This window comes from Burkholderia sp. AU33803, assembly GCF_002223095.1.
GTDB lineage: Bacteria > Pseudomonadota > Gammaproteobacteria > Burkholderiales > Burkholderiaceae > Burkholderia.
In genome coordinates, this window is the sequence record NZ_NKFJ01000009.1 from 518,118 (window position 1) to 539,639 (window position 21,522).

The 21,522-nt window shown below is 67.1% G+C and carries 19 protein-coding genes and 1 pseudogene; 12 read left to right on the top strand and 8 right to left on the bottom strand.

What is annotated here, in order from left to right:
- Window positions 1–357: 357 nt before the first annotated feature.
- Window positions 358–1,779, top strand: coding sequence for a cytosine permease (locus tag CFB41_RS36860; RefSeq protein ID WP_089460104.1), 1,422 nt, complete (start codon window positions 358–360; stop codon window positions 1,777–1,779).
- Between the two features lie 108 nt (window positions 1,780–1,887).
- Here the strand turns inward: CFB41_RS36860 and CFB41_RS36865 are convergent, their stop codons facing one another.
- The 5 genes from CFB41_RS36865 to CFB41_RS36885 form a co-directional block, all read right to left on the bottom strand.
- Window positions 1,888–4,167, bottom strand: a complete 2,280-nt coding sequence (locus CFB41_RS36865; RefSeq protein WP_089460105.1) for an FdhF/YdeP family oxidoreductase — start codon at window positions 4,165–4,167, stop codon at window positions 1,888–1,890.
- A 126-nt stretch (window positions 4,168–4,293) separates the two neighbouring features.
- Window positions 4,294–7,158 (bottom strand): ATP-dependent Clp protease ATP-binding subunit, encoded by a 2,865-nt coding sequence (locus CFB41_RS36870; protein ID WP_089460106.1) that lies wholly within the window; start codon window positions 7,156–7,158, stop codon window positions 4,294–4,296.
- Window positions 7,159–7,778: 620 nt separating this feature from the next.
- Window positions 7,779–8,048 (bottom strand): hypothetical protein, encoded by a 270-nt coding sequence (locus CFB41_RS36875; RefSeq protein WP_089460107.1) that lies wholly within the window; start codon window positions 8,046–8,048, stop codon window positions 7,779–7,781.
- A gap of 104 nt (window positions 8,049–8,152) precedes the next feature.
- The gene (locus CFB41_RS36880; RefSeq protein WP_089460108.1) at window positions 8,153–8,968 is read right to left on the bottom strand and encodes a family 1 encapsulin nanocompartment shell protein; all 816 of its coding nucleotides are present in this window, start codon (window positions 8,966–8,968) and stop codon (window positions 8,153–8,155) included.
- Between the two features lie 515 nt (window positions 8,969–9,483).
- Window positions 9,484–10,524, bottom strand: a complete 1,041-nt coding sequence (locus CFB41_RS36885; RefSeq protein WP_089460109.1) for a Dyp-type peroxidase — start codon at window positions 10,522–10,524, stop codon at window positions 9,484–9,486.
- Between the two features lie 370 nt (window positions 10,525–10,894).
- On the opposite strand from CFB41_RS36885, the gene CFB41_RS36890 reads away from it, so the two are divergent.
- The 6 genes from CFB41_RS36890 to CFB41_RS36915 all read left to right on the top strand — a co-directional run bounded on the left by CFB41_RS36890 (window position 10,895) and on the right by CFB41_RS36915 (window position 14,601).
- A complete protein-coding gene (locus CFB41_RS36890; RefSeq protein WP_089460110.1) occupies window positions 10,895–11,284 on the top strand; it encodes a LysR family transcriptional regulator in 390 nt (129 codons plus the stop codon).
- Entirely contained in the window at window positions 11,281–11,730 is a 450-nt protein-coding gene (locus CFB41_RS36895; protein WP_089460111.1) for a phosphate-starvation-inducible protein PsiE, read from the top strand. Before CFB41_RS36890 ends, CFB41_RS36895 begins: the two co-directional genes overlap by 4 nt.
- A 42-nt stretch (window positions 11,731–11,772) precedes the next feature.
- On the top strand, window positions 11,773–11,970 hold the full coding sequence (locus CFB41_RS36900) for a hypothetical protein (RefSeq protein WP_089460112.1): 198 nt from the start codon (window positions 11,773–11,775) through the stop codon (window positions 11,968–11,970).
- Window positions 11,971–12,038: 68 nt separating this feature from the next.
- Window positions 12,039–12,494, top strand: coding sequence for a DUF1269 domain-containing protein (locus CFB41_RS36905; RefSeq protein ID WP_089444140.1), 456 nt, complete (start codon window positions 12,039–12,041; stop codon window positions 12,492–12,494).
- Window positions 12,495–12,528: 34 nt separating this feature from the next.
- Window positions 12,529–12,783, top strand: a complete 255-nt coding sequence (locus tag CFB41_RS36910; protein WP_089460113.1) for a hypothetical protein — start codon at window positions 12,529–12,531, stop codon at window positions 12,781–12,783.
- A gap of 393 nt (window positions 12,784–13,176) precedes the next feature.
- Window positions 13,177–14,601, top strand: coding sequence for a PLP-dependent aminotransferase family protein (locus CFB41_RS36915; RefSeq protein WP_069249479.1), 1,425 nt, complete (start codon window positions 13,177–13,179; stop codon window positions 14,599–14,601).
- Window positions 14,602–14,637: 36 nt separating this feature from the next.
- Here CFB41_RS36915 and CFB41_RS36920 read toward each other — a convergent pair whose 3' ends face one another.
- A complete protein-coding gene (locus CFB41_RS36920; protein ID WP_089460114.1) occupies window positions 14,638–15,798 on the bottom strand; it encodes an NAD-dependent formate dehydrogenase in 1,161 nt (386 codons plus the stop codon).
- Between the two features lie 237 nt (window positions 15,799–16,035).
- Between CFB41_RS36920 and CFB41_RS36925 the strand changes: the two genes are divergently transcribed.
- Window positions 16,036–17,568 (top strand): FAD-dependent oxidoreductase, encoded by a 1,533-nt coding sequence (locus CFB41_RS36925; protein ID WP_089460115.1) that lies wholly within the window; start codon window positions 16,036–16,038, stop codon window positions 17,566–17,568.
- A gap of 38 nt (window positions 17,569–17,606) precedes the next feature.
- Window positions 17,607–17,984, top strand: coding sequence for a DUF5594 family protein (locus CFB41_RS36930; protein WP_089460116.1), 378 nt, complete (start codon window positions 17,607–17,609; stop codon window positions 17,982–17,984).
- A gap of 38 nt (window positions 17,985–18,022) precedes the next feature.
- On the opposite strand, the gene CFB41_RS38410 is transcribed toward CFB41_RS36930, so the two are convergent.
- On the bottom strand, window positions 18,023–18,241 hold the full coding sequence (locus CFB41_RS38410) for a DUF6566 family protein (protein ID WP_089444146.1): 219 nt from the start codon (window positions 18,239–18,241) through the stop codon (window positions 18,023–18,025).
- A gap of 257 nt (window positions 18,242–18,498) precedes the next feature.
- Window positions 18,499–18,579, bottom strand: a pseudogene (locus CFB41_RS38860) (IS200/IS605 family transposase); the annotation flags it as partial.
- 174 nt (window positions 18,580–18,753) lie between these two features.
- On the opposite strand from CFB41_RS38860, the gene CFB41_RS36945 reads away from it, so the two are divergent.
- From CFB41_RS36945 to CFB41_RS36955, 3 genes are all read left to right on the top strand, one after another.
- Window positions 18,754–19,956, top strand: coding sequence for an RNA-guided endonuclease TnpB family protein (locus CFB41_RS36945; RefSeq protein ID WP_089460117.1), 1,203 nt, complete (start codon window positions 18,754–18,756; stop codon window positions 19,954–19,956).
- A 183-nt stretch (window positions 19,957–20,139) separates the two neighbouring features.
- Window positions 20,140–20,604: a DUF1269 domain-containing protein gene (locus CFB41_RS36950; RefSeq protein WP_089460118.1), complete on the top strand. Its 465-nt coding sequence runs from the start codon at window positions 20,140–20,142 to the stop codon at window positions 20,602–20,604.
- A gap of 461 nt (window positions 20,605–21,065) precedes the next feature.
- On the top strand, window positions 21,066–21,522 hold a 457-nt coding region (locus CFB41_RS36955), incomplete at its 3' end, for a response regulator (RefSeq protein ID WP_144030004.1).

Consider the following 21,522-nt stretch of genomic DNA (forward strand, 5'->3'; position numbering starts at 1 on the left):
GGGCACAATCTGTCCATGGTTTGCGTAGCACCTTACCTGAAAGCCCCCGGGCGCCGAAATGTCCGCTGCAGAGCTTTTTCGTATGTCGCGGAAATATTTTTAGTATTTTCCGGTCGCGCAGGTCGTGGCGCACCATCGTCTCCAACCTGGATCAAGAAGCAAACGGCGCGGCCGCGCACGTACAGGCGGGATCGGTTATCCGTCCCCGCATGCGCATCGTCCGCTTCGCTCGACCCGCCGCGCGTGCACGCGGCGCGTCGTCGCTCGCGTATCCGGACCCGATTGCCGGCGCGCCCCCCAACGCGCGCCGGCTGACACGGCAAGCGCGCATCGCCGCGCAGGACAGGAGACATCACCATGACGAACGTGGACCGCAACGCGTCCCCGATGATAGAGAAGCACACGATCGGCTACGTGCCGCCCGCGGAGCGCCACGGCAAGGTGCGCGACCTGTTCACGCTCTGGTTCGGCGGCAACATCGCGCCGCTGCCGATCGTGACCGGCGCGCTCGGCGTGCAGCTCTTCCACCTGAACCTGATGTGGGGCATCGTCGCGATCGTCGTCGGCCAGGCGGTCGGCGGCGTGCTGATGGCGCTGCATTCGGCGCAGGGGCCGCAGATGGGCATCCCGCAGATGATCCAGAGCCGCGCGCAGTTCGGCTCGTGGGGCGCGCTGCTGGTGACCGTGATCGCGGCCGTGATGTACGTCGGCTTCTTCGCGTCGAACATCGTGCTGGCCGGCAAGTCGGTGCACGGCATCGCGTCGTCGGTGCCGGTGCCCGTCGGCATCGTGATCGGCGCGGTGGGCTCGGGGCTGATCGGGATCGTCGGCTACCGGTTCATCCACATCCTGAACCGGATCGGCACGTGGGTGCTCGGCATCGGCATCCTGGTCGGCTTCTGGATGATCCTCACGCACGTGACGACCGACGATTTCCTGACGCGCGGCGGCTTCAACTTCGCCGGCTGGCTCGCGACGGTGTCGCTGTCGGCGTTGTGGCAGATCGCGTTCGCACCGTACGTGTCGGACTATTCGCGCTATCTGCCGGAAAACGTCGGCGTGGCGTCGACGTTCTGGGCGACCTATCTCGGCTGCACGATCGGCTCGACGCTCGCATTCATCTTCGGCGCGGTCGCGGTGCTCGCGGTGCCGGCCGGCGCGGATGCGATGGATGCGGTCAAGCAGGCGACGGGCCCGCTCGGCCCGCTGATGCTCGTGCTGTTCCTGCTGAGCGTGATCAGCCACAACGCGCTGAACCTGTACGGCGCGGTGCTTGCGGTGATCACGTCGGTGCAGACGTTCGCGGACAAGTGGATTCCGACCGCGAAGGCGCGCGCGGTGGTGTCGGTCGTGATCTTCGTCGCGTGCTGCTACGCGGCGATCGGCGCGTCGACGAACTTCGTCGGCAACCTCGTCGATCTCGTGCTTGCGCTGCTCGTCGTGCTGGTGCCGTGGACGGCGATCAACCTGATCGACTTCTACGTGATTCACAAGGGCAAGTACGACATCAAGTCGATCTTCATGGTCGACGGCGGGATCTACGGCCGCTTCAACCCGCAGGCGCTGCTCGCGTATGCGATCGGCATCCTCGTGCAGATTCCGTTCATGAACACGCCGATGTATGCGGGCCCGATTCCCGAGCATCTCGGTGGCGCCGACCTGTCGTGGCTCGTCGGGCTCGCGCTGACGTCGCCGCTGTACTACTGGCTTGCGTCGCGTGACAGCGCGTACCGGCGCCGGCAGACGGGCGCGACGATGCCGCCGACGGCGGCGCGGTAATAGCGGGGAAGGAAGGGGGCCATCGCATCCGTCGAGACACGGTGGCCCGTGGGGAAAGTCGGGCCGGCTCGCGGTAGCCTGTACGCCGCGAGCCGGCCCGTCAGTCGGTCAGACCACCGCCGAGCGCGCGACGCGCACCGGCACCGACTTGTACGACGGCGTGCCGCTTTCCTTGTCGATGTAGTCGAGCGGCACGAGCACGTTCGCTTCCGGGTAGTACGCGCCGACCGACCCCGGCGCGATGTCGTACTCGATCGCGGTGATCTTCTCGAGGCGCAGCGCGCGACCCGATGCGGTGACCGTCTCGATGTCGACGAGGTCGCCGTGTTCGAGCCCGTACTTGGCGAGATCGGCGGGGTTCATGAACAGCACGTCGCGCCGGCCGAACACGCCGCGATAGCGGTCGTCGAGCCCGTAGATCGTCGTGTTGTACTGGTCGTGGCTGCGCAGCGTGATCAGCCGCAGCACCTGTTCGGCGCCGAGCACGTCGGCGTCTTCCTTCACGCCCTTGTAGACCGAGAACATCGCCTTGCCGGTCGGCGTCGGCCACACGCGCTCGGTGGGCGGCAGCGGCAGGCGGAAGCCGCCCGGCGTGCGGATGCGCTCGTTGAACGCCTCGAAGCCGGATACCGTTTTGTCGATCAGGTCGCGGATGCGGTCGTAGTCGTCGATCAGGTCGAGCCACGCGACCTTGCTGGCCGGCAGCGTCGCATGCGCGATGCCCGCGACGATCGCCGGCTCCGAGCGCAACTGGTCGGACGCCGGCTTGAGCTTGCCGGCCGACGCATGAACCATCGACATCGAATCCTCGACGGTGATCGACTGCCGGCCGGTGGCCTGCATGTCGAGCTCGGTGCGGCCGAGCACCGGCAGCACGAAGGTTTCCTTGGCGACCAGCAGGTGCGAGCGGTTCAGCTTGGTGCCGAGATGCACGCTCAGGTCGAGCTTCGCCATCGCCGGGAACGACTGCTCCGGATCGGGTAGCGCGACCGCGAAGTTGCCGCCGAGGCACAGCAGCGCCTTCGCGGTGCCGTCGATCATCGCCTGCATCGCCTGCACGGCGTCATGCCCGTGATGGGCGGGCGGCGTGAAGCCGCACACGTCCTCGATCTTCTTCAGGAACTCGGCCGACGGCTTCTCGGTGATGCCGACCGTGCGGTTGCCCTGCACGTTCGAGTGGCCGCGCAGCGGGCACACGCCGGCGCCGGGCTTGCCGATGTTGCCGCGCATCAGCAGCAGGTCGGCGATCAGGCGCACGGTTGCGGTGCCCTTGTTGTGCTGCGTGACGCCCATCCCGTACGTGACGATCGTCGCGTTCGACTTCGCGTACGCGAGCGCGACCTGTTCGAGCTGCGCCTGGCTGAGCCCGCTCGCGCGCTCGATGTCGTCCCACGACGTGGCTTCGAGGTCGGCCGAGAACGCGTCGAAGCCGTTGGTGTGCTGCGCGATGAAGTCGCGGTCGAGCACGTTGCCGCGCTCGGCTTCGAGCTGTAGCAGCGCCTTCATGATGCCCTTCAGCGCGGCCGCGTCGCCGCCGGCGTCGACCTGGTAATACGTCGATGCGATGCGGGTCGAGCCGAACGACGCCATCTCGATCATGTCCTGCGGATCGGCGAAGCGTTCGAGCGCGCGCTCGCGCAGCGGGTTGAACACGATGATCGGCACGTTGCGGCGCGCGCACTCGTGCAGTGTGCCCATCATCCGCGGGTGGTTCGTGCCGGGGTTGTGGCCGATCGAGATGATCAGCTCGCAGTGGTCGAAATCCTCCAGCGACACGGTGCCCTTGCCGATGCCGATCGACTGCGGCAGGCCGACGCTGGTCGGCTCGTGGCACATGTTCGAGCAGTCGGGGAAGTTGTTGGTGCCGAGCTCGCGCGCGAACAGCTGGTACAGGTACGCGGCTTCGTTCGACGCGCGGCCCGACGTATAGAACTCGACCTGGTCGGGCGGCAGCGCGCGCAGCACCTCGCCGATGCGCGCGAACGCGTCGTCCCATTCGATCGCGCGGAACGTGTCGGTCGCGCGGTCGTAGACGAGCGGATGCGTGAGCCGGCCCATGTTCTCCAGCTCGTAGTCCGACATGCGCAGCAGCGACGACACGGTGTTCGCCGCGAAGAACTCGGGCGTCACCCGCTTGGTGGTCGCCTCCCACGTGACGGCCTTCGCGCCGTTCTCGCAGAACTGGAACGTCGACTTGTGTTCCTTGTCGGGCCACGCGCAGCCGGGGCAGTCGAAGCCGTCGGGCTGGTTGGTCCGCATCAGCACGATCGGCGCCTCGATGGTTTCCATTTGCGTGCGCACCGCATCGGCTGTCGCGCGAAGCGCGCCCCAACCACCGGCGGGCCCGTCGTACTTCCTGATGCCTGGCACTTCGCGTCGATTTGTCATGTTGAATCTCCATCAGCCTTACCCGGTGCGGGCGGCTCGGTTTGCGCCGTGTCGCGGCGTGGGGCGGCTCCGTCCGGTGGACGGAGCCGGTCATGCGTGCCCCGGGCGTGCGGGGCATGCTGTTTTTCAGTGCGCGTCCTTCTTCGCGCCGGACGACTTCTTGCCGGACGCTTTCGCGGGCGGCGCGGGCGGCGGGGCGTCGGCAGGCGCGTCGCCGGCCTTCGCGTCGCCGGCCTTCGCGTCGTCGCCTGCCTTGGCCGCCTTGCCGTTCGGTTTCGCCTTGCCGTCGGCGTCCTTCTTCGCGTCCTGGGTCGCCTTCGCTTCAGGCGCCGCGAGCTTGGTGAACTTCACTTCGTCGCTGGCTTTGTCGTAGTCGACCTCGCACTTGTCGCCCGATTTCAGCCGGTCGGCGAGGATCTCCTTCGCGAGCCGGGTCTCGATGGTCTGGCGGATCTGGCGCTTCAGCTCGCGTGCGCCGAACTCCGGCTGGTAGCCGGCTTCGGTCAGGTGCTCGACGAGCGCATCGCCCATCACGAGCGTGATGTCCTGCGCGGCGGCGGTGCGCACCACGCGGTCGAGCTGGATCTGCACGATCGCGCGGATGTTCTCCTTCGACAGCGCGTGGAAGACGATCACCTCGTCGATCCGGTTCAGGAACTCGGGGCGGAAATGGCCCTTCAGCACCTGCATCAGTTCCTCGCGGATCGCCTTGTCGGTCTTGCGCGCGGCTTCCGGCTGCGTGAGGTTGTCCATGATGATCGCGGCGCCCAGGTTGCTCGTCGCGATGATGATCGTGTTGCTGAAGTCGACCACGCGGCCCTTGCCGTCGGTCAGGCGGCCGTCGTCGAACACCTGCAGCAGCACGTTGTAGACGTCCGGATGCGCCTTCTCGATCTCGTCGAGCAGGATCACGCTGTACGGGCGGCGCCGCACGCGCTCGGTGAGCTGGCCGCCTTCGTCGTAGCCGACGTAGCCGGGCGGCGCGCCGATCAGCCGCGCAACGGCATGCCGCTCCATGTACTCGGACATGTCGATGCGGATGATCGCCTGCTCGTCGCCGAACACGGTCTCGGCCAGCGCCTTCGCGAGCTCGGTCTTGCCGACGCCCGTCGGCCCGAGGAACAGGAACGTCGCGATCGGCCGGTGCGTCTGGCCGAGCCCCGCGCGCGACAGCCGCACGGCATCGCTGACGGCCACCACCGCGTCGCTCTGGCCGACCACGCGCTCGCGCAGCTGCTCTTCCATCTTCAGCAGCTTCTGGCGCTCTTCCTGCGTGAGTTCGGACACGGGGATGCCGGTGAGGCGCGACACGACCTCGGCTACCGATTCGACGGTGACCTCGAGCGTTTCGGAGCCCGTCTTGCGCTGCCACGCCTCCATCATCTCGTCGACGGATTTCTGCTTCGCGGTGATCTGCTCCTCGAACTGCTTCGCTTCGTCGAAGCGCTTGCGCGACGTGGCGTAGTCCTGTTCGCGCTTCAGTTGCGCGATCTGCGCTTCGCCTTCCTGGATGTCGACCGGGCGCGATGTCGCGCCGATCCGCACGCGCGCGGCGGCCTGGTCGATCAGGTCGATCGCCTTGTCGGGGAGGAAGCGCGACGTGATGTAGCGATCGGCGAATTCCGCGGCCGCGACGAACGCGTCGTCGGCGAACGTCACCTGGTGGTGCGCCTCGAGGCTGTCGCGCAGCCCGCGCAGGATCACGATCGTCTGCTCGACGCTCGGCTCCGGCACGAACACCGGCTGGAAGCGGCGTTCGAGCGCGGCGTCCTTCTCGATGTACTTCTGGTATTCGTTGAGCGTCGTCGCGCCGATCAGGCTCAGCTCGCCGCGCGCGAGCGCGGGCTTCAGCACGTTCGCGATGTCGAGGCCGCCTTCGCCGCCGCCCTGGCCCGCGCCGACGATCGTATGCAGCTCGTCGATGAACAGGATCAGTTCGTCATGCTTCGCCGTGACTTCGTCGATCAACTGCTTCGCGCGCTCCTCGAATTCGCCGCGATACTTCGCGCCGGCCACCATCGAGTTGATGTTGACTTCGACGAGCCGCTTGCCGCGCAGCACCTCGGGCACGTCGCCGTTGACGATCCGCTGCGCGAGCCCTTCGACGATCGCCGTCTTGCCGACGCCCGGCTCGCCGATCAGCACCGGGTTGTTCTTCTTGCGGCGCGCGAGCACCTCGATCGTGCTCTCGATTTCCTGCGCGCGGCCGAGCACCGGGTCGAGCTTGCCCTGGCGCGCGATCGCGGTGAGATCACGGCCGAACTTGTCGAGGTTCGGCGTGCCGGTCGGCGCGTCGACGCGGCCGTCCTCGGCGCCTTTGCCGACCACCTTCACGACTTTCTGGCGCAGCGCCTCGGGCGTCACGCCGTATTTCTTCAGCAGCGTGCCGGCGACGCTGTCCGGCACCGACGCGAGCCCGATCAGCAGGTGCTCGGGGCCGATGTACGAGTGGCCGAGATCGCGCGACGCCTGGAACGCGTACTGCACGGCCTTCTTCACGCGCGGCGAGATCGACAGCTTGTCGAGCGGCGCATCGGGGTCGGCCGTGCCGGTGTGCGCATGCGCGTCGATGTACGACTTGATGTCCTCCGGCGACAGCTTCAGTTCCTTCAGCAGCGCGGCGCATACGTCGGTGTCCGCGAGCGCGTACAGCAGGTGCTCGGAATCGAGCTCGCTGCGGCGCAGCTCGTGCGCCTTCTCGGCCGCGCGCTGCAGCAACTCCAGCGTCTGCTCGCTGAACGCGTCGGTCGGGTCGACCGATTCGCGCGGAATCTCGGCAGCGAGCGGCGATTCGTCGTCGAGCCCGCCGAACAGCGACGACGAGCCGCCACCGCCGAGCAGCGAATCGAACGGGTTCAGCATGCTCTGATGCCGCATCAGCTGACGGAAGTGGTAATCGCAGATCGAGATCGTCTTGCGCTCGCCGTCCTGCATCACGGTTGCGCGCGCGACGGCCGGCCGCGCGTGGCAGATATCGCAAAGTGCGGGCATGGTGGTCTGGCTCCTGTCGGTGAAAGTGGGTCGAAGGGTGAAGTCCCGATGTGGTGCGGCGCGTGGCGCTTCCCGCCGCGAACGCACGACACGCGGCACGGCGGCGCGCGGGCGGCGCCGGTGCGGTCACGCAGCGCGCGTCGGCGTCGTGCACGGTCGCGGTCAGGGCGGCAAGCGTGCGTGCCGGGAGGAGCCCACGGCATCGCTTCGACTGCGTTCAAAATAGCGAATCGGCGCAGGCTATCCAAGGCACAGTTCCGCACCGGCCCGGCCGTGAATTGCACCCTCGCATGCGCGCGCGCACGGGTGGCAAGGAGTACAGACGGGCGGGCGCACGGCGCCACGGGCGTGCGCGGCGTGCGCAGCGTGGGATGACAGGACGCGGAAGCGGGCGGCGCGCGAACGGATCGCGGTGCGACATCGGCGCGCAGGGCGCCGGTTATCGGGGGATGAAAGGCAGCGCGGGTGGAGAGGCGCACCGGAAGCGCCGCAGGGGGCGCGTGCCGCGAGCGGCCAAGCGCGACCACGCACGCACCGCGGACGATGCGTGTGGGGCGGCCGAAGGCGAAGGCGGGTTGCACGGTCCGGGCCGGACGCGGCGCAACCGTGGCGTGCCGCGGTCAGTCCGAGAGGGTCATCGCAAGCCGCTGCCGGGCGATCTGCTTCACATCCTGTGACAGTGCCGCATTCGGCAGGCCATTGGCCCAGACGGAAAACGAATCCTCGATCAGGTTGCGCGTGTCGGGCGGCAACTCCGCCAGGACCAGCGACAAGACGGTGAACAGCACGGCGGTGTCGCCGGCCTGGCTGCTCGCGTTCGCGTCGACCGCCTGCTTCAGGTGGTCGACCGACGCCTGCAGCGCCTGCAATGCCTCATTCGACTCGCTCATCACACACTCCATGCAAGATGGGTTTGATCGGCGACGAACCTGCGGCCGGCAGTGCGGCCGCTCGCGCGCGACGCCCGGCGGGCATCGCGCGCAGGCAACCGCGGTCAGGCGGCCGTGTTGCCCTGCGGCGCCACGGCCACCGATGCTTCGCTCGTGAGCATCAGGAACGTGAACGTTTCGCGCAGGTACAGGCGGACGACCTTGTCGGTATGACTCGTGTAGCCGATCGATACGTCTTCCCCGAGGTGCAGCTCGTAATCGCCGCCGCGCGTGGACAGCACGCAGCCGCCGCTGATCGCCGGCGCCCAGATGATCTCGCCGCTGACGATCCGCTTGATATGGCCGAGGACCGGATAGCCCTGGTCGCGCGCTTCGCTGAGCGCCGTGTATGCATCCGAGCCGAGCACGACCGAGTACGGGCCGTCGACGCCGGCAAGCCGCAGCGCTTCGAGCGCGTCGCTGATCGCGTCGGGATACGCGGCGACGTCCGCCGGCAGCGTGAGCTTGCGGTTCGACGTGCCTTCGCGGATGCCGAGAATGCCGGCCGCCCGGTAGCCGTCGAAAATCGCGTCGTCTTCGGCGAACGCGAGCCGCTGCGCGGCGTCCTTCGCCGGTTGCCAGTCGGCGTCGCGCGCGCCGCGCTCGACGCTGTCGATCGCATCGCGGCTCAACTCGAACGGCACCGTCAGCTCGACGATGGTGCGGACTTCGCGCAGCCGCGCATTCACCAGCTCGCGCGGGGCGGCGACGTCGACGAGGTGCCCGGTGCCGACGGCCGACAGCTCGGGGCCTTCGGGGCCGTCGACGTCGACCACGCGGCGGCCGGCCACCGAGCGTTTGAACGTGCGTGCCACTTCCTCCTCGATTTGCTCCCAGGCGGAGGACGAGATCGGGGCGAGTTCGCGGTGCAGGTTGTTCATGGGTTTGGGTTGCCTCACGTCAGCGAAAACACTTCAGGGTGGGCCGATCGGCTGACGGACTGCGTCTGAGCCCGGCAGGCCGATCGCGGACGAAAATGCATATTAGCAGGCTCTATTGACACTGCTGCAGCACAAATCGAAACGACACGCTGCGGTGGCGCAACTGTTCTGCAATTCCCGTGCGAGGAGAGAGTGCGCGCTTGTGCCGAACGCCGCGACGGATGGCGATACGCGGGTGCGCGCCGGCGCACGCGTCGCTCCGGCCGCGCTCGATGGCGCGCCGAACCTTTGGCGGTCGACGGCCGATCGCGTCTCGCGCATTCTTACGAACATTCATCCGGCCGCGTTTCCGGACGCCAGGGCTCGGCTGCGTTCAGTCGGCGGGGCCGAGCCCGGATGAATCATAGGCGCAGCCTATTGAAGCTTTGCAGCGAGTGGACGGCGTTCATGGCGCGGCCACGCGTCGCGCCCGGCGCGGGATTGGCGCGCCGGACTGCCGTTGGTGATGATGTGCGTTACGACGGCACGCCTTTCAGCGAGCCGATCTTCAGCGAGCCGTCGCGATGCGGCGCGGAGGATGCCGGTTCCGGCTCCGCGGCCTCGGCGGTCGGCGCCGCGCGATCGGCGAGCGCTTCGAGCAGGTCGGCGGACGGCACGAAGAACAGCGAGCCGGTGACCGCGCGGCTGTAGTCGAGCAGGCGGTCGTAGTTGCCGGGCGGGCGGCCGACGAACATGTTCTCGAGCATCTGCTCGATCGGCGCCGGCGAACGCGCGTAGCCGATGAAATAGGTGCCGAATTCGCCCGCGCCCGGGCGCCCGAACGGCATGTTGTCGCGCAGGATCTTCACTTCCTGGCCGCCCTCGTCGAGCGTGGTCAGCGAGCTGTGCGAGCACGACGGCTTCACGTCGGGCGCGAGCTCGATGTCGGCGAGCTTGGTGCGGCCGATGATGCGCTCCTGCGTCTCGACCGCGAGCGCGTTCCAGCCGGCCATGTCGTGCAGGTACTTCTGCACGATCACGTAGCTGCCGCCGGCGAATTCCGCGTCCTCGTCGCCGATCACCGTGAAGTCGACCGCCTCGCGGCCTTCCGGGTTCTCGGTGCCGTCGACGAAGCCGATCATCGCGCGCTGGTCGAAATTGCGGAAGCCATGCACCTCGTCGACGACCGTGACGGCATCGCCGAGCGCGCCGAGCAGCTGCGTCGCGAGTTCGAAGCACAGGTCCATCGCTTCCGCGCGAATGTGCAGCAGGATGTCGCCCGGCGTCGCGACCGCGACACGCTGGCCCGCGCCGAATTCGCGGAACGGATGCAGCGCGGCGGGGCGCGGTTGGCCGAACAGCGCATCCCACGCGTCGGCGCCGAAGCCGCACACGCAGGTGAGGTTGCCGCCCGGCACGCGCTTGCCGACCGAGCGCACGAGCGCGGCGATGTCGCCGCACCATGAGCGGATCGTGTCGGCGTGATCGGCGCCGGGATTGATCGTCGCGACGAGGAAGATCGCGCTGCGCGTGATCGGGCTGTGAACGTTTTGGGGAAGCGGGGGAGGTGTCTGCATCGTGGGCTGCCGGTCAGTCAGGTCGGGACGGAAGTGCCGTGGCGCGCGAGGGCGAACGGTTGAACTGTGTCATGCGACTGTTCTCTTTGTGTCACGCGGATGAAGGACGCGGTGCGGGCATCCCGCAACGGGCCGCACCGGGCGCGCGACCTGCCAGCACCGCGTGACGTCGTCGAGCAAGCAATCTAGCAGCTTCGGCCGGTCTTTGGAACACGAAACACCAAACTGTCATGCGAATGCGTCAAACAGGGCCGGATTTTGGCCAGGGCCCGCGCAGCTGTACTCCTGGCGCATGCGGCGCTGTGCTCTTGAGCGTGCGTGCCGCGTGCAGTAGATTAAGTCCCGCTGCGCCGCCACGAGGAGCGTCATCATGAACCTGCTGGAAGCGATGCGTGTGTATGTCGCGGTGGTCGAGCATGGCGGCCTGTCCGGTGCGGCGTCCGAGTTGCACCTCGACGAAGCGCAGGTGAGCGAACGGATCGACGGCCTCGAACGGTATCTCGGCTGCCGCCTGCTGCTGTGCCGCGACCACGACGACGTCGCCTGCACCGATGCGGGTGACGCGTTCCATGTGTGCTGCCGCCGGACGCTGTCCGCGGTCGAGCAGGCGACCGGCGCGGCCGGCCCGCATGCGCCGGACATGTCGGACAGGCCGGATCGACCCGACGCGCACGATGCCGTGCATGCCGCCGCGCGCGACGCGACGTTCCCGCCGCCGCCCGGCGCCGTTCAAGCCTCAACCCAGCGACTGTCACCTTGAATACGACCACCATTGCCTGCTCGCCCGCCGAGCGCATCCGCCGCCGCTTCGGCCATTTCCTTCACGCGGCCGAACTGGCCGGGCTGATCGTGATCGGGCTCGCGACCGCGTTCGCGATGGCGCAGGAAGCGTGGAAGGTCGTGCTCGCGGGCGAGGTGTCGCTGACCGACCTGCTGCTGATGTTCCTGTATCTGGAAGTGCTCGCGATGGACGTGCGCTACCTGCGGCTCGGCCGCTTGCCCGTGCGGTTTCCGCTGTTCATTGCGATGACGTCGCTCGCGCGCGACCTGATACTGCGCGGCGCAACCGACAGCCCCGAGCGGATGCTGATGACGACGGTCGGGATCGTGCTGCTCGCCGTCGGCGTGCTGATCCTGAGTTTCGGCCAGCACCGCTTCCCGGCCGACGTCGCCGATGTCGAGGACGATGCGCAGGCGCACAGGTAAGGCGCCGCATGCATGATCGATGTCCCTGAAGGAGGGTGCCGGATGATGACGAATTCCGTCGAAACGAAACAGGCGATCGAACTGCAGCACGCGGCGTCCGACGCCTACCGGCTGGCGCGCGACACGCGCGATGCCGATCCGGCGCTCGCCCGCGCACCCACCGTCGCCGGGCTGCAGCGAGAGGCGGCGTACGCCTATGCCGACGCGGCGCGTGCACGCGAGGCGGCCATCGGCATCTGAATCGAACCTTGGCGTGCCGCATCCGGTGCGGCCGCTGCCACTGGCCATCCAACCGAGCGAGGTATCGCATGACCAAGCAACTGATCGTCGCCGTGTTCGGCAACGTCGACACGGCCCGCCAGGCCGCGAACGATTTCGAGGCGCTGTCGGAGAAGGACGAGGGATTCCACATCGAGAACGGCGTCGTCGTCGAGAAAGACGCGACCGGCAAGCTCGCGGTCCTCCACGCCGAATCGCGGCCGTTCAAGGGCGGCGTGATCGGCGCGATAGCGGGCGGCTTGCTCGGCCTGCTCGCCGGGCCGCTCGGCGTGGTCACCGGCATGGCGGCCGGCGCGGGCGCCGGCATTCTCGCGGAAGCGGCCGGCAACGCGCTGCTCGACGGCACGTTCGTCGAGACGGTGGCGGCGCGGCTCGTGCCCGGCAGCGTCGCGATCATCCTCGAAGCGAAGGAAGACACGCCGTTCTCGGTCGACAACGTCGTGACCGGATTCGGCGGCAAGGTGTTTCGCCAGTCGCTCGATTGAGCGTGTCGTCGTCGAACCGGAAAGGGAGAACCGCATGCGCATCGAACAATCGTACCGGCGCTTCGACATCACGGCGACGCTGTCGCCGCTGCCCGGCCACGGCAATCGCGCGATCGCGAGCGTCGATGTGACGACCGACGATCCGGGCCGCCTCGCCGATCTCGGCACCGGGCAGTTCCTGCAGATCCGCAAGTGGGTCGAGTCGAACGACATTGCCTTGCTGACGGTGGTGTTCGACGAGTGCAAGGTCGCGATCGATCACTACGCGGACAACGTCGACGACGCTTGAGCGTGCGCGAGGCCCGCGCATCAGCCGGCTTCGCGTGACTTGCCGCCCGACGGCCGCCGGTAAACCGCGACGACGCCCGCCGGCACCGCGCCCGGCGAATGCTTGCCACGCGATCGCGCGGGGCCGTTTGCCGTCGCGCTCGAATCTGTTCACCACGCCGGCCGGATTTCACGTTTCCTCGCCAAACTGTCACTTACATTCGTCGAAATGACGCAGTAGGATGCCGAACCTTGTCTAGATGAGATTCGCATTGCTATCCGCCTTCAATTTCGATAACGGACGAGGTTCGCACCGGGACGCCCGCGCCCGGGCACGGCTATCCGGCTTCGTGCACCGGCGCGGCCGTGCCGCCCGCGCATCGCACGCCGGTTCACCGCTGGCGGGGCGAGGCGGATGAAGCTCTACGAGAAATTTGCAAACGACATAGAGAGACTCATCCGGCAGGGCGTATATCGACACGGCGATCGTGTCCCTTCGGTGCGGCAGGCGAGCCAGCAGCACCGGATCAGCATCACGACCGTGCTGCATGCATATCTGCTGCTGGAAAGCCGCGGGCTGCTCGAAAGCCGGCCGCAGTCGGGCTATTTCGTGAACCTGCGACGCGACGACAGCCATGCGCCGGTGCGCGAGCTGCGCCCGTCGAAGCCGATCGCGATCTCGTCGTCGGTGGACGTGAGCCGGCTCGTGCTGTCGACGCTGCGCTCGATCGGCACGGACGACGCGGTGCCGCTCGGCTCGCCATACCCGGACCCGAGCCTGTTTCCGTTCGAGAAGCTGAACCGCTACGCGTATGCAGCCGGCCGCGACAAGTCGCTGTGGGGCGTGACGGACGGCTTGCCGCCCGGCCATCCGCGGCTGATCCGGCAGATCGCGCGCCGCTACCTGGAAAACGGGATGTCGGTGGACCCGAACGAGATCATCGTGACAGTCGGCGCGACGGAGGCGATCAACCTGTGCCTGCAGGCCGTTGCGAAACCGGGCGACACGATCGCGGTGGAATCGCCGACGTTCTACGCGATGCTGCACGCGATCGAACGGATGGGGATGAAGGCGATCGAGGTCGCGACGCACCCGGAATACGGAATCGATATCGCGGCGCTGGCCGCAATCGCGAAGTCGCAGCCGATCGCAGCGTGCATGGTGATGCCGAACTTTCAGAACCCGCTCGGCTTCCAGATGCCGGACGAGCGCAAGCGCGAGCTGGTCGAGTTCGCCGCGAAAGCCGACCTGCCGATCATCGAGAATGGCGTGTACAACGAACTGTATTTCGGCAACATGCATCCGAGCACGCTGAAGTCGTTCGACCGGCACGACATCGTGCTGCATTGTTCGTCGTTCTCGAAGAGCCTGACGGCCGCGTACCGGATCGGCTGGGCGCTGCCGGGCCGCTATCGCGAGCAGGTCGAGAAGCTGAAATTCCTGAACACGCTCGCGACGCCGTCGCTGCCGCAGCTCGCGATCGCGGAGTTTCTCGAACGCGACGGCTACGAGCACCACCTGCGGCGGATTCGCAAGGCGTATGCGCAGCAGGCGAACCTGATGCGCACGATGGTGTCGCGGTTCTTCCCGGAAGGCACGCGCATCTCGAGCCCGGCGGGCGGATACGTGCTGTGGATCGAACTGCCTGCGCAGATCGACGCGATGCGGCTGTACCAGCTCGCGCTGGAGCAGGGGATCACGATCGGGCCCGGCTACATGTTCTCGATCACGGACAGCTACCGGAACTTCATCCGGTTGAACTACAGCAGCCCGTGGTCGCCGGAGATCGAACAGGCGGTGATCGCGGTCGGCAAGCTCGCCGCCTACTGTCTCGACTGAGTGATCCGCCGCGCGTCGTGCGGCGCATGCGCAGCGTCACGTCAGCCGGTACGACTGCGCGCCCGTTCCCGCGAGCGTGCCGCCGTCGACGATCAGGTATTCGTTGCGGATCGGCTTGCCGTCGAACCAGCACTGCAGGATCTCCAGCGTGCCGGCCGCGTAGCGGGCCTGCGCGGACAGCGACGTGCCGGAGATGTGCGGCGTCATCCCGTTGAACGGCATCGTGCGCCACGGGTGATCGGCCGGCGCCGGCTGCGGAAACCACACGTCGCCGCCGTAGCCCGCGAGATGCCCGGACGTGACGGCATTGACGACCGCGTCGCGGTCGACCAGCTTGGCGCGCGCGGTGTTGATCAGGTACGCGCCGCGTTTCATGCGCGCGATCATCGCCGCGTCGAACAGGCGCTCGGTCGACGGGTACAGCGGAATCTGCAGGTTGACGATGTCGACGGCGCTCGCGAGTGACGCGGCATCGGCGTGATACGTGAGCCCGAGTGCCTGCTCGATCGACGCATCGAGCCGGTGGCGCTGCGTGTAGTGCAGCTGCAGCCCGAACGGCTGCAGCCGGCGCAGCACGGCGAGCCCGATGCGCCCCGCGCCGACCGTGCCGAAGTGCATGCCTTCGACGTCGTAGCTGCGCGACACGCAATCGGCGATGTTCCAGCCGCCTTGTTGCGCGATGGCATGCGACGGCAAGTAGTTGCGCACCAGCGCGAGCGTCGTCATCACCACGTGCTCGGCCACGCTGATGCTGTTCGAGCCGGTGACTTCGGCGACGGTGATGTGCGCACGCGCGGCGGCGTCGAGATCGACGTGATCGGAGCCGATGCCGGCCGTCAGCGCGAGCTTCAGCTTCGGCGCGCGGGCGATCCGTTCGGCCGTCAGGTACGCGGGCCAGAACGGCTGCGAGATCACGACGTCCGCTTCGGGCAACCGGCGCTCGAATTCGGAGTCGGGGCCGTCCTTGTCGCTCGTGACGATCAGCGTGTGGCCGTGCGCTTCCAGATAGGCGCGCAAGCCGAGCGCGCCGGACACCGAGCCGACGAGTTCGCCGGGACGAAAGCCGGGCGGGCCGGCCGGCGTCGGCGCGGTCTGCCCGTCCGCGTAGTGCGTGATGACCGGAATCGTATCGCGCACGTAGCGCGGCGGGTAGCCGTCCACGGGATCGGGGTAGAGCACGCACAGGACGGTGGCCATCGGGTAGTACTCCTGGTGACGGGGGAAGGCGCGCGGCACGCAGATTGCGCAGGATGCCCGACGTGCGCGGCGATCGGCTGCCGTGTTGCGCCGCAACGTTGATGACGTTCTACGCCCGTCATGGATCTCGTACAAGCTACAGTGCGTGTTTGCGTGCGCTGCGGGGACGTCTGTACCTGTTCTTTTCAGGAGGGATGTCGATAATGGGATCGTTACCTGACTTTTCGGGAGCCCGTCATGACTGAACGCGACGATTCGTCGTCACGCCCCGATCTCACGCAAGGCATTGCGCTCGACGATCTCGCCGACGGCGCCATGATCGAGGGCCATGTCGGCGATGCAGCGGTGCTGCTCGTGCGCCGCGCCGATGAACTGTTTGCCGTGGGCGCGCAGTGCCCGCACTACGGCGCGCCGCTGGCCGACGGCCTGCTGGAAGGCGATACGATCCACTGCCCGTGGCATCACGCGGCGTTCTGCCTGCGCACCGGCGCGCTGCTGCGCGCGCCGGCGCTCGACGGGCTGCCGTGCTGGCGCGTCGAACGCCGCGACGGCCGTGCCGTCGTGCTCGATGAGCGGCCGGCCGCCGCGCCGCCTGGGTTGAAGGCAACCGGACTGCCCGCGTCGGTGGTGATCGTCGGCGGCGGGGCGGCTGCCATCGCGGCGGCAGTGACGCTGCGGCAGGAAGGCTATCCGCATCCCGTCACGCTGCTCACCGCCGATGCCGATCCGCCGTACGACCGCCCGAACCTGTCGAAAGACTATCTCGCCGGCACGGCCGATGCCGACTGGCTGCCGCTGCGGGCGCCGTCGTTCTATGCGGACCATCACATCGACGTGCGGTGCGGCACGCGTGTCGTACGCATCGACCCCGCGCAGCAGGCGGTCGAACTGGCCGACGGCAGCCGCGTCGGCTACGGCGCGCTGCTGCTTGCAACCGGCGCCGAGCCGAACCGGCTGACCGTGCCGGGCGCGGATCTGCCGCACGTGTGCGTGCTGCGCTCGCGCGCCGATTGCGACGCGCTGATCGGCAAGCTGAAAACCGCGCGCCGCTGCGTCGTGGTCGGCGCGAGCTTCATCGGGCTCGAAGCGGCCGCCGCGCTGCGCACGCGCGGGCTCGACGTGCAGGTCGTCGCGCCCGATGCGCATCCGATGGCGCGCGTGCTCGGCGAAGCGCTCGGCAGCACGATCCAGGCACTGCACGAGTCGCACGGCGTCGTGTTCCATCTCGGCGCGACACCGGCGCGGATCACGCCGGACAGCGTGACGCTGTCGACCGGCGACGTGCTGCCGGCCGATCTCGTGGTGGTCGGCATCGGCGTGCATCCGAACGTGGCGCTCGCGCAGGACGCGGGGCTGGCCGTCGACCGCGGCGTGACGGTCGACCGCTTCCTTCAGACGAGCGCGCCCGGCATCTACGCGGCCGGCGACATCGCGCGCTGGCCCGATCCGCTGACGGGCGAGCGGATTCGCGTCGAGCACTGGGTCGTCGCCGAGCGGCAGGGCATCGCCGCCGCGCGCAACATGCTCGGGCAGCAGCGGCCGTTCGACGCGGTGCCGTTCTTCTGGAGCCAGCATTACGACCTGACGGTCAACTATGTCGGGCATGCGGAGCAATTCGACCGGGTCGAGATCGATGGCGACCTCGGCGCGCACGATTGCTCGATCGCGTACTGGCGCGGCAACACGCGGCTCGCGGTCGCGACGGTGGGCCGCGATCTCGACAGCCTGAAGGCGGAAGCGGCATTCGAGCGGCAGATTGCAGCCGCGTGACAGTGGTGTGACGACATGATTCGAACCCTGGAGGCGAGATGAATCCCGATGTGCGTGCCCGTTTCGAAACCGAGTTTGCGCCGCGCATCGCGGCGCGCGTGCTCGGCCTGTATCAGCCTGGCGAAGTGAGGGTGGAGGTCGTGCCGCACGACGGGCAGGGTGGCCCGACCCGTATCGACGTGATCGGCCTCACGTCGACGGTCGGACTGCCGAACCGGCTGAACGCGCGGCTCGCGTGGCGTGACGACGCGATCGATGCATTGCTGGCCGAGCCCGACCGCAGCCGCTTCGACCGCTATCTCGCGGCGTTGCCGGTCACGATCGAACGCTGGCAGATGGAATTGCCGGTCGACTTCAGCACGCGCACCCAGCGCGATCGCGAGATCCTGATCGGCGATCTGGATTTCGATGCGTGAAACGCGCCGAGCGATGCGTGCGGATGAGCCGGTTGCCGCTAGCGGTCGCGTGTCTTGATGATCACGCGGCCCTGGTCGATACCGCCGCGCAGGGCTTCGTCGCACGTGAGCCATTCGGGTGTGACGAGTTCGGGCGCGGGCAGGTCGACCGGCGCGCCGTCGCGGAAGATCCGCACCTGCGCGACCCACGCGCCGTTCGCGTTGCGCGTCGCGTCGACGCGAATCTCGTGATCCATGAAAGTGTCGGTGGCGTGCATCGGTCGGGGCCCTCCGTCGTGCGTGAACGCGGTGCGTCGATCGTAGCAGCATGGCGTGCGCCATGCATCCGAAACGAAGCGGAACCTGCGCGCGATCCGACGCACATGTCGACGCGCGAGACGGGAGCGAACCTGTGGCCTTCGACCTGACCTTTTCCAGTAAGACGGAGACCACATCGCACCGCCTCACCACCTTTTTGCGAATGCTGGGGGTAGCGCTTCTGCCGGATCATGCGGCTTGAGACGCCCTTGAGGCTGCTCGCCAACGACGACACAGAAACCTCGGGCGGGTAGCTCATCAGCAGGCGGACATGCTCGTCCTCGCCATCGAACCCCATCAGTTCGGATTCGACGCGGCGGAAATGCCGCGCAATCGTTCGGAATTTCCGTGGGGAACACGTCGCGTCGGTATTTGGTCGCGAAGTCCATGTTGCATATGCATCAGAACGACGCAATGGCGACCGCGTCGAATGGCTTGACTCTCACTTGTAGGCCAAGCATAGAATGGCCCGATGCAACGACTCCAGGCTTTCAAGTTCGAACTGATGCCAAACGGCGAGCAGCAGCGCAAGATGCGCCGCTTCGCCGGGGCGTGCCGATTCGTTTTCAACAAGGCGCTGGCGTGGCAGCAGGAGAACTGCGAGGCGGGCGGAAAGTTCATCGGGTACGTTGAGATGGCAAAGCGCCTGACGGCATGGCGCAACGGTACCGAAACGCCTTGGCTCAAGGATTCCCCGGTGCATCCGCTCCAACACGCACTCAAGGATCTGGAGCGAGCCTACAAGAACTTCTTCGCCAAGCGCACCGCCTTTCCGCGCTTCAAGAAGAAAGGCCGCAGCGACAGCTTCCGCTACCCCGACTCGAAGCAGATCAAACTCGATCAGGTCAACAACCGCATCTTTCTGCCTAAGCTTGGCTGGCTCCGTTATCGCAACAGCCGGGACGTGTTGGGCGAAGTGCGCAATGCCACCGTGTCTAGAAACGCAGGAAAATGGTTTGTCTCCATCCAGACTGCGCGTGAAGTCACGCAGCCGGTGCTGCGGGCAGCCAGCGCGATCGGCATCGACATGGGCATCGCACGGTTTGCCACAATGAGCGACGGTAGCTTTCTTGTGCCGCTCAACAGCTTCAAGCGGCACGAGGCTAAGCTGCGTCGTGTGCAGCAGGGAATAAGCCGAAAGGTCAAGTTCAGCAACAACTGGAAGAAGGCAAAGGCTCGCATCCAGCGTATCCATGCCCGCATCGGCAACGCTCGCCGTGACTACCTGCACAAAGCCACGACCACGATCAGCCAAAACCACGCGATGGTGTGCATCGAGGACTTGCAGGTACGCAACATGTCGAGGTCGGCGGCGGGCAGCCCCGGCGCACCGGGCAAGAACGCTCGGGCCAAGTCCGGCCTGAACAAAGCCATCCTCGATCAGGGGTGGTTCGAATTTCGTCGTCAGCTGGACTATAAGCTGACGTGGAATGGGGGCTGGCTCATCGCCGTGCCGCCGGCGAATACGAGTCGAACATGCCCGGTCTGCAAATACGTGAGCGCCGAAAACCGGCAGACACAGGCGGCATTCCGCTGTGTCGACTGCGGTCATGAGGACCATGCCGATGTGGTCGGTGCGATCAACATACTGGCGCGGGGACACCGCGTTGCAGCCTGTGGAGAGCCGGTGCAGTCGGGCCGCTCCGTGAAGCAGGAACCCGCCGAGGCGATCTGAAACGAGCATCATCGCTTCAGACGCGGTAGGACCCCCCGCCTTTAGGCGGGGGAGGATGTCAAGGGGATGATTCTCGCGGCGATCGCGATGCAGATGATCGTCGCGAGCCTGAAGGCCGCGTTCGGGCTGCCGCACTGAGTGCCGCCCCTCTCGAACCGGCCGCCTGATTTCACGGAGTCGTTGATGAATACGTTGATCGTGTTGTCCTATCCCGACCTCGCGGCCGCCCATCGCGCGCTCGCCGAACTCGATACGTTGCGCGACCGGCACGTCGTCGCGCTGGCGGGGGTGGCGATCGTTGAGTGCACAACCGACGGACAGTTGCGCGCGCATGCGGTCGACCCCGCCCGCACGCCGCCCGGATCGCTGCTCGACAGCGTGGTCGAACACATCGAATCGTCGCTCGATGCATGGCGCGAGAAGCCGGTGGACGACGCGCTGATCGATCGCGTCGCACGCAAGGCGCGCCCCGGCACCGTGTCGCTCGGCCTCGCCGCGACGCAACTCGATATCTACGCGTTGAGCACGGCGCTCGCACCGTTCGGCGGAGACGTGATCGACACGACGCTGTCGATCGACGACGAACTGAAGCTCGTCGAAGCGATTTCGAACGCGCGCGACGGCGGCAGTCGGGCCTCAACCGACTGAAGGATTGACGAAGCGCACAAAACGGTCGATGTGCGGCGAGTGACGCAGCAGGGTCCGAATCGAACGCACGCCATCGAGCGGTCATGATCGTGATCAGATGATTTCGACATACGAAAAATCAGACCGGCAAGTTTGACCGCATGGCGCGTCAACGTGCGCAAAAGACGCGATCTGCACGACTTCACGCCACATGATTGCGTTGAAACGATGGCGTTCTTACCGATTGCCGCGCATTGAATCTGGCAATGCAGATGACGTGGGCGGATAGATTTATTCGATGACCGGCGAAGGCGCGACATGCCTCTCCTATACTCATAGGGACTGCTTTTCACGGGAGGACAGCCCATCCGCACGAGTGCATCGATCAAGCCCTATCGTCGTGCGACCGGTGGCCGGACCTCGCTGATACCTGCCGCGGTCCCGGCGGCTACGCGCGCCGGGCTGCTTCACAAGGAGCCACGATGCCCTACGTCCTGATCGTCGAAGATGACGCCGATACGCGCGCCATGCTCGCGGCGCTCGCGCATACGCAGCAGCTTGCGTGCGACACGGCCGCGACGCTCGAGGAAGCGCGCACGCTCGTCACGACGCACCCCCCCGATCTCGTGCTGTGCGATCTCGTGCTGCCCGACGGCAACGGGATGGACCTGTTCGATGCGTTGCCGAAGCATTCGCACTGCGAAATGGTGCTGACCACCGGCCACGCGAGCCTCGAAACCGCGATCGACGCACTGCGGCGCGGCGCGACCGACTACCTGGTGAAGCCGCTGAACATGCAGCGGCTGAACAGTATCTTCGCGCGCGTGCCGCGCACCACCGCGTTGCATGAAGAGATTGCCGAACTGCGTTCGGAACTGCAGCGCCTCGGCCGCTTCGGCCGCATGCTCGGCAGCTCGCCCGCGATGCAGGCCGTCTACG

Excerpts from the sequence above, each read along its gene's own strand:
- CFB41_RS36950 (WP_089460118.1), top strand. The coding sequence starts at position 20,140 with ATGAATACGTTGATCGTGTTGTCCTATCCCGACCTCGCGGCCGCCCAT.
- CFB41_RS36945 (WP_089460117.1), top strand. The coding sequence starts at position 18,754 with ATGCAACGACTCCAGGCTTTCAAGTTCGAACTGATGCCAAACGGCGAG.
- CFB41_RS36865 (WP_089460105.1), bottom strand. The coding sequence starts at position 4,167 with ATGACAAATCGACGCGAAGTGCCAGGCATCAGGAAGTACGACGGGCCC.
- CFB41_RS36910 (WP_089460113.1), top strand. The coding sequence starts at position 12,529 with ATGCGCATCGAACAATCGTACCGGCGCTTCGACATCACGGCGACGCTG.
- CFB41_RS36930 (WP_089460116.1), top strand. The coding sequence starts at position 17,607 with ATGAATCCCGATGTGCGTGCCCGTTTCGAAACCGAGTTTGCGCCGCGC.
- CFB41_RS38410 (WP_089444146.1), bottom strand. The coding sequence starts at position 18,241 with ATGCACGCCACCGACACTTTCATGGATCACGAGATTCGCGTCGACGCG.
- CFB41_RS36900 (WP_089460112.1), top strand. The coding sequence starts at position 11,773 with ATGATGACGAATTCCGTCGAAACGAAACAGGCGATCGAACTGCAGCAC.
- CFB41_RS36860 (WP_089460104.1), top strand. The coding sequence starts at position 358 with ATGACGAACGTGGACCGCAACGCGTCCCCGATGATAGAGAAGCACACG.
- CFB41_RS36870 (WP_089460106.1), bottom strand. The coding sequence starts at position 7,158 with ATGCCCGCACTTTGCGATATCTGCCACGCGCGGCCGGCCGTCGCGCGC.
- CFB41_RS36880 (WP_089460108.1), bottom strand. The coding sequence starts at position 8,968 with ATGAACAACCTGCACCGCGAACTCGCCCCGATCTCGTCCTCCGCCTGG.
- CFB41_RS36925 (WP_089460115.1), top strand. The coding sequence starts at position 16,036 with ATGACTGAACGCGACGATTCGTCGTCACGCCCCGATCTCACGCAAGGC.
- CFB41_RS36885 (WP_089460109.1), bottom strand. The coding sequence starts at position 10,524 with ATGCAGACACCTCCCCCGCTTCCCCAAAACGTTCACAGCCCGATCACG.
- CFB41_RS36915 (WP_069249479.1), top strand. The coding sequence starts at position 13,177 with ATGAAGCTCTACGAGAAATTTGCAAACGACATAGAGAGACTCATCCGG.
- CFB41_RS36920 (WP_089460114.1), bottom strand. The coding sequence starts at position 15,798 with ATGGCCACCGTCCTGTGCGTGCTCTACCCCGATCCCGTGGACGGCTAC.
- CFB41_RS36905 (WP_089444140.1), top strand. The coding sequence starts at position 12,039 with ATGACCAAGCAACTGATCGTCGCCGTGTTCGGCAACGTCGACACGGCC.
- CFB41_RS36875 (WP_089460107.1), bottom strand. The coding sequence starts at position 8,048 with ATGAGCGAGTCGAATGAGGCATTGCAGGCGCTGCAGGCGTCGGTCGAC.
- CFB41_RS36890 (WP_089460110.1), top strand. The coding sequence starts at position 10,895 with ATGAACCTGCTGGAAGCGATGCGTGTGTATGTCGCGGTGGTCGAGCAT.